At 43.4% G+C, this 7,763-nt stretch carries 5 protein-coding genes; 3 read left to right on the top strand and 2 right to left on the bottom strand.

Going from position 1 to position 7,763, the window contains the following annotated elements:
• Positions 1-720 precede the first annotated feature (720 nt).
• Together CDG79_RS37510 and CDG79_RS37505 are read left to right on the top strand one after the other, a co-directional pair.
• The gene (locus CDG79_RS37510) at positions 721-2,097 is read left to right on the top strand and encodes a dihydrolipoyl dehydrogenase family protein (protein ID WP_094346614.1); all 1,377 of its coding nucleotides are present in this window, start codon (positions 721-723) and stop codon (positions 2,095-2,097) included.
• Positions 2,098-2,771: 674 nt separating this feature from the next.
• The gene (locus CDG79_RS37505; RefSeq protein WP_094346613.1) at positions 2,772-3,713 is read left to right on the top strand and encodes a hypothetical protein; all 942 of its coding nucleotides are present in this window, start codon (positions 2,772-2,774) and stop codon (positions 3,711-3,713) included.
• 38 nt (positions 3,714-3,751) lie between these two features.
• Here CDG79_RS37505 and CDG79_RS37500 read toward each other — a convergent pair whose 3' ends face one another.
• Positions 3,752-4,123, bottom strand: a complete 372-nt coding sequence (locus tag CDG79_RS37500) for a hypothetical protein (protein ID WP_094346612.1) — start codon at positions 4,121-4,123, stop codon at positions 3,752-3,754.
• Between the two features lie 468 nt (positions 4,124-4,591).
• On the bottom strand, positions 4,592-5,881 hold the full coding sequence (locus tag CDG79_RS37495; protein ID WP_094346611.1) for an MFS transporter: 1,290 nt from the start codon (positions 5,879-5,881) through the stop codon (positions 4,592-4,594).
• 372 nt (positions 5,882-6,253) lie between these two features.
• Between CDG79_RS37495 and CDG79_RS37490 the strand changes: the two genes are divergently transcribed.
• Entirely contained in the window at positions 6,254-7,585 is a 1,332-nt protein-coding gene (locus CDG79_RS37490; RefSeq protein ID WP_223278580.1) for a glycosyltransferase family A protein, read from the top strand.
• The last annotated feature ends 178 nt before the right edge of the window (positions 7,586-7,763 follow it).

Below are 7,763 nucleotides of genomic sequence, written 5' to 3'. Positions count from 1 at the left end.
TCGCCAAAAGTCTCGGCGAGCCGCTATGAATGATCAGTATATGCTTTCCGTTTTGACGGCGGCTTTCTCAAACTTAACTCTCTGCTAGAATCCAACTGTCAATAGAGTTTGAGATGCGCTAACCCTGGCAATCGAAGGTGGTTGGATATCTCTAGGGATAACTTGAGGGATTGTAGGAGGACGCGCTGGAACCTGTGCTTTTAATGGTTTGTAAACCATACTATTAAGCAATATAAATAGTCCCAGAGCAAAAATTTTTCTAGGGAAGTTAGCAGTCATTAATTGGGAACATCAATCGGGAAGTTATCCAAATACAATACACTCGTTAGTCGCCAGAATTCAGCATCAAAAAATTATTTTTCGTGTGGTTGTTTCAAGTAGTTGTTAAAACACTAGACAAAGAATGATCCTCATACTAAGCTGCGGAGCTTTGTTTGCTTTACTGGTGTACTTTTCATTTTTTAGCAAGCTGAAAATTGATTCTTTGTCTTAGACAAAAGTAATATTTGATACTATTCCTTCTCCAAAACGAGAAATCAAGGGTTTTGACTATTTCACAGTGAGGGAATAAATAATTACATATAAACTCTCATGAGAGAAAAGTTTTTTCCAGTGAAGATCGGGATTATAGTATTGAACTTAAGGTGCAGGGCATTTATAAAAAAAGATAAAAAGTCGGACTTGATAAAGTATGATGACCAACTATCAACAGAGGTAACAATGGAAACAGCAGATGTAATTGTGATTGGAAGTGGTCAGGGCGGAGTTCCACTCGCAGCTGACTTTGCATCATCAGGTCGAAACGTCGTTCTATTTGAGCGCGATGCATTGGGAGGCAGTTGCATAAACTATGGTTGCACACCTTCTAAAGCCTTTCTAGCCTCTGCCCATGCCGCAGGTCGCGCTCGACAAGCGGCGAAGCTAGGCATACACGCGCAGGTCGAGGTCGATTTTTCTGCGGTGATGGAGCGTGTGCGTAGTATTCGCAGCCAGTTTAACCAGGGTGTCAAACGGCGACTAGACAGTGCAGGGGTTCGAGTCGTCTGCGCTGAAGCTGCTTTCACCGGAGAGAGAATTGTAAGTGGAGGAGGGATGACTGTGCAGGCTCCGCTCATCGTCATCAATACAGGGACATCCTCTACTCTTCCTGACTTTCCTGGTTTAGCTGGAACGCCTTATCTAACCAACCGAAATTTCTTTGATTTGCAGCAAATTCCGCCCCGGTTGCTCGTGGTCGGCGGTGGCTATATTGCCCTGGAGCTAGGGCAGGGAATGGCACGTTTAGGGAGCCAAACCGAATTAATTGTGCGGGGCGATCGCTTGCTGGCTCAAGAAGAATCCGATGTCAGTGCTGTGCTTGCTGATGCTTTTGAGCAAGACGGAATTGGACTGCATTTCAATGTGACGGTTCAGCAGGTTGCTTACACTAACGGTGTGTTTACCCTAACGCTGAACAATGGTGAAGTACTAGATGGAGAAGCATTGCTGATTGCGACTGGGCGCAAACCGAATACTCAGGCATTAAATTCTGCGGTGACAGGTGTTGAATTAGATGCACAGGGTTTTATTAAAATCGACGATCAATTTCAAACGACTTGCGCTGGGATTTATGCGATTGGAGATGTTGCCAAGCAGCCTGCTTTTACCCATGTTTCTTGGGAAGACTATCGTCGCTTGAAAGCTATTCTGTGTGGCGAACACCGGACACGCAATGATCGGGTGTTAGGCTATGCCGTCTACACTGAGCCACAAGTAGGTCGAGTGGGTATGACGTTAGAGCAGGCTCACAAACAGGGCATTACTGCGACCGAAGTCACCCTGCCAATGGCTCACATTGCCCGTAGCATTGAGTGGGGGCACGATGTGGGTTTCTACCGCATGGTCATCGACACCGAGACGAATTTGATTTTAGGAGCAACGCTGGTTGGTTACGAAACGGCTGAACTGGTGCATGTCTTTTTGTCACTTATGGAAGCTAAAGCAACGTGGCAGATACTTGAACAATCGGTTCACATTCACCCAACTTACGGTGAGGCATTGCCCAGTCTCGCAAGGCTACTCGTTGGAGATGATATGCCAACCTGTCCCAATATGTAACAAAGCAGCAACCAATAACTACTAACTTGAATATGGGCGATCGCTTCAAGATATCTGCAAGGGGTCGTGTATTGATTAGTGCAAAAACTCTCGATGTCATCTCGGATTGACGGAGTATCAGCCACTGCGCCAGACTAAGAATCACACCAAAGATTACCGCAGCAATTCCTGAGAGAATCACATTACCAGTCCAAGTGAATGGATTTATTGTCAACTTAATGATTAGTGGCACAATAACCAGAGCCGAGAGCAAAAAGCTCAGGAGTAAGCTAGCACTAATCGCAAGAAACCATTAACGACCGAGATAACCCAGGCGAAATTCTAACAACGACTCTTGTACTCCAAACAAAGTCATACATTTTGCAATACCCTCTGTCAAATAATCAAGCATTAGCCCTTGTTTTACTCGTGTGTTAAAGAGGGTATTTCTAGAATAAGCTGAAATTGAATTCAGTTGTCAGAATTGAATTCAGGTTTTTGACAACTGAAGTTTTTCTTGTTAACTGTGGTATTCGGCTGATTTTCGTTAAAGTATTCTTTCATCGGTGCAAAATATAAAAAGCAATGAAAAACCCCAACCTGTTTAAAGGATGGGGGCATAAATAAAAAGTCTATATTTCCATGATGACACAACTCAATATTTGTTCGACTGCTGTCAGCCTGGAGGTGGAATAATGAACAAACCACCATCCAGACACAAGAAAGTTATCCCTGGGGCATCTGGTGAAGCAAAGCCAGCCGCCGACTCTGTAAAGGAAAATACTTTTGAGCAAGATAACCCAGCCTCAGCAACGATTACGGTTACTGCTGTTGAAATAAGAGAGCTAACCGAAGAAGAACAAAGCTTACGCTTCCAATTGGAGAGTCAGGTAGAAAGGGCATTTTTGTCAGCAGGTCAGGCGTTGATGGAGTTGCGGGATCGCAGATTGTACCGTTCCACGCACCGGACTTTTGAAGAATACTGCCGAGATCGCTTCAATTATAGTCGTGACGCGGCTTACTTGAAGATTTCGGCTACCGTCGTTTATGAGAATCTCCAAAAGTTTTTGCCGACCATTGGTCGGCAAATTCCAATGCCGACCAACGAACGACAATTGCGCTTTTTGGCGAAAGCCGAGTTGGAACCGGCTGTGCAAGCGGATGTCTGGCAGCAGGCAGTACAGCAAGCTGGCAATAAGATTCCCTCTGGTCGCATCGTGAAAGATGTTGTGGATAAGATACGTGAAAGCACGAAAGTACCCAATCCTTACCACGTTGGGGAGATATGCGTTCTCTTGCCAAAGGATAACCCAGACTTGAGAGGTAAAGCGGGTTATTGGGGTGTGGTAACTCATGTTGGAGACTATAGCTGTACAGTCCAGACATGGGACGGCGACTACACCGTAAAAATCGAACACCTGAAATCACTCGAACTGCTTGATGAAGATTGCCAATTCATGCAGCAGTTATGTGTGAGATTACGGCAGTTGCATCAACTGGCCAGCCGTGACTCTTCTGTAGATTGGCTGTTGCAGGGGCTTGGGAAACAAGCTAAACCTTATTTATCTTCGTTGCAGGCAAAATTACTGGCGGCTGTGGAACGGGAGTACAAAATCGAGTGGAGGCAACAGAAATGATGATGCAGCTAGGAAACAATAATTTAATGCAACAAAGTTTACTTAACGAGTTCACTTTCAAATATTTCTCGCCACAATTCAAATTCTGGACAATTGCACCAAAGGGTAACGAACCCATCAAAAAGTTTAGTTTCTGAATTTTTAACTCCCCTCGGAAGAACTTGGATCAAGATAGGAATATCCAAATCACATTTCCAATCTTCTATTTCTTTTTGAAGTTGGGCAATAGTGTCTTGATGGAATCCTCGGTCGTTGTTAGAACACTGAACAAGTAAACATGCACTATCAGAATCTTTGACTCGCTTGATTGAGAAATTAATCTGCGTCCACATTGATTGGACTTCATTGAAAATATTAGGCAAACCATAGTGATTGCCTAATATTGCCTTTCGGCGTTTCGATTCACCCATAAGTCCCCCTCAGCAATACAAATTTTGACAAGGATGACAAAGAAGATAAGGAATCTTCTGACGACGAGTAAGCTCAATAGCGCTCAGACTAACCCTCTGGGGGTTATTAACTACTAATACTATTGTAACGATAAATCAAGGGTTTCAAGCATTTTGCAGTTGCAGGGGTTGAGGATTTTGCTAAACCGTATCTGTCATCCTTGCAGGCAAAGCTGCTGCCAGCAGTTGAGAGAGAGTACAACCTTGTTTGGAGACAGCAAAAGTGACGATACAGCTAGTAAACAAGAGGTTAATCCAACAAATCCACAATGCAACAGTGCAATAAATAACTCGTTGTATGAAAGCGGTAAGCGAAACGATCCATTACCTGGGTGATACTGGCAAAAGCGCATCAATGAAACTCATTGGTAACTCTATAGTGGCAACCAAAATTGAAGCTTTAGGGGAAGGGCTGATTGCTTATTAGGTCTAGTTGTGTTCTGTATTGGTTGTATCTTGCGATTGGGATTCTTTCGTTTCCGGCATTTTCAGCCACAACCAAAGAAGTCCGATCGCAGCGATTACACCTAATGTGATAAAACCAACTTTATAACCTGCTGCTTTGACCAAAAAACCGCTTGCTAGGTTGCTAATAGCAGCACCAATGCCAATCATCGTATTGATTGCTCCTTGTGCCAGATTAAATCGCCCCGTTCCTTGGGTTAAATCTGCAACAATAATTACAACTAGTACTGTAAAAATACCCGATGCAATGCCGTCTAAAACTTGTACTGAAACTAAAAACCAAGGGTTGTGGCTTATGGTATAAAGCCCAGTCCGAACTAAAACAGCAGCAAAAGCAATTAATAGTAATGGTTTTCTGCCCCAACGGTTGGCGGTTGTTCCTGTCCAACCAGCTACGGGAATCATCGTTAACTGTGTCACCACAATGGCAGCAGAAATGTAGAGTGAGGGAGTGTTTTGCTGTCCTGCGGTTAACTCTTGACTAACTAAAGGTAATAGCGCCCCATTTGCCAGATAGAACAGAACTACAGACAAAGCAAAGATGATCAGCGTGCGATTACCCAACAAATCCTTAACCGTAGCACGTTCTCCAGTATCATTTTCTTGCTCATCACCGCGAGCCTTTGTATTGTCAATATCTTGATTGCGAATCTGAAAGACTGAAAAAATGGTGGCAACACACAAAACTACTAAAAAGTAAAAAATCCAAATTCGTCCAGCAAATTGTCCTAACAAACCAGCAACAATTGCTGCACACACGTTGCCTGTATGGTTAAATACTTCGTTGCGCCCTACCCGCTTGTTTAAACGGTTTTTTCCTACCACTCCCAGCGAAATAGCTGCAACTGTTGGGCCAACGATTACTGCTGATATCCCGATCACAGCCTGAGCTGCCACCACAGCAGGCAAAGCCGAAAAGTTGACAATCACCATATAGCTAATTGCAACAGCTAGAGTAGCTATTGCAATCATTAATCGTTTATGACGAGAGGCATCAACTAGCGCCCCCGTTGGTGTTTGTGCCAGAATTCCAGCAATGCTAGTGGTCGATAGAGCAATACCTACTTGGGCTGGATTCCAATGACGATCTGCTGCTAAGAAAATTGCCAAGTAAGGTTCAAAAACATCTCGCACATCGCCCAAAGAAAGGTTGAGTCGATCCAAACTACGAACAGATGTACTTTTAGAATTACCCAAGGAATGTTTATAACGACCAAAAAGCAGGTTATTAACATTACGTTTAAGTTTTTGCATAAATCTGCTTTGGTCTGATTTTGTTACTATTAAGATATAAATTTTAATAATATGTAATCATATTCGTATCTTTCTTCAGAATGATTAACAGTAAGAAAAAACTAAATGAAATACATTATTTAAGTATGATTCCATATTTTAAATTTGACGTTATGAAAATATATATTAAGGCTATGCATTGATTAATAAAGCTTTTAATAAGAGCAGACAGACTTTAGTCTTTGACAGATTGTGTCCCGGAATTTTTAATCAGCACTAATCATACTGTAGGTAGATCCAAAATAAATGAGAAAATATCAAAAATAGAGTTACAAATATTAATAATTTTGCTCGGTAATGAAATACTGTGTAGCTGCTCCTGGAGATGGAAAAATGGTTTCTATGGAAAGTAAAGGCTTGCTCTGCGTTGCTGACTTTCCATCTGTACAGATCGAGAAAGACTTTTCTCAAACTTTAGTCCAAATACCACCGTCACCGCATTGTGAAGTTTGTGTAATTGTTCCAGTTCGCAATGAAGCTCAGACGTTGGCAGCAACCCTTACTGCTCTGATACATCAAGTTGATTTAGAAGGACAGCTTTTAGATCCCAGACGCTACGAAATAATTTTGTTGGCAAATAATTGTAGCGATAATTCAGCAGCTATAGCCCGGAGTTTCGCCCAAGAACATCCAGATATAGCACTGCATGTAGTGGAAAAAACTCTGCCTCCGGCACTTGCCTATATTGGTCGAGTGCGTCAGATTTTAATGGATGAAGCATACCGCCGTTTGTGTAGCTTAGGACGCACAAGGGGGGTAATTGCTTCAACTGATGGAGACTCGCAGGTAAGCCCAACTTGGATTGCTGCCAATCTGTATGAAATTAACTGTGGTGCTGATGCTGTAGGTGGGCGAATTCTTGTTGAACGCGCTGGTCGTGCGGATCTACACCCTTACGCCAGAGCTTGCTATCTGCGTGAAGTCGGCTACCGCTATTTAATTACCGAGTTAGAAACTTATCTTGATCCCGACCCCTATGACAGATTTCCTGGACATTATCAACACTATGGAGCAAGTTTGGCAGTAACAGCAGAAATGTATGCACTGGCGGGAGGCTTACCACCAGTGCGGACTCCTGAAGATGTAGCTTTTTACCGTGCTTTGGTACGGGTAAATGCCCGTTTTCGCCACAGTTCTCTAGTGCGAGTAGTAACTTCGGCCAGACAATTTGGACGTACCAATGTTGGTTTAGCAAATCAGCTGAATGAGTGGATAGAAATGGGACGGCAACAGCAACCATTTGTAGTCGAATCAGCAGGGGCTATCGAAACTCGTTTTGTTGCCCGCCGCCAATTACGAGTGATGTGGTGGTGCGTTCTTGATGGCTATCAGCCAGATCATAAGAGCGTCGTACCCTTGGCAGAGATGCTGGGAGTTTCAGCCCAATGGCTTCTAGAAAAATTGAGCCAACCCTATACCTTTGGTCAGTTGTTTGAACAAGTCGAAGAACGCCAGCATGAAGAACAAACTTGGGCTTCGCGCTGGAAATTTGTGGAAATTGAACAAGCAATTGGAGATTTGCGCTTGCGTCTTGAGAGTTTACGGCTCAGTCGGAGCAAACTCCAAATAAATTCGACCCCGGATGATTTAGAACCACGTAAAGAGCTTTACCCTACGAAAAGCCTAGAAAATGGGGGTCTTAAACCCTTGATCGAATGGCACTAAGTTAACATACAGCCCTTACCCTGACTGGTTCCCAGCCTACAGGCTGGGAACCGAATGGCACTAAGAAAAGCTATAAGCTATATTCCATAAGCATTACAGGTATTAATACCTTAAGAGCAGTGGACGCTTCGCTGCGATCGCTATTTTTGTAGGTGCTGTCAAATCGAGGCGGTAAATG

Origin of the sequence: Nostoc sp. 'Peltigera membranacea cyanobiont' 232 (assembly GCF_002245985.1) — a bacterium.
In the GTDB taxonomy this organism is placed as follows: domain Bacteria; phylum Cyanobacteriota; class Cyanobacteriia; order Cyanobacteriales; family Nostocaceae; genus Nostoc.
The sequence above is the reverse complement of the archived record's forward strand: the minus strand, read 5'-3'. Positions and strand labels throughout refer to the sequence as shown.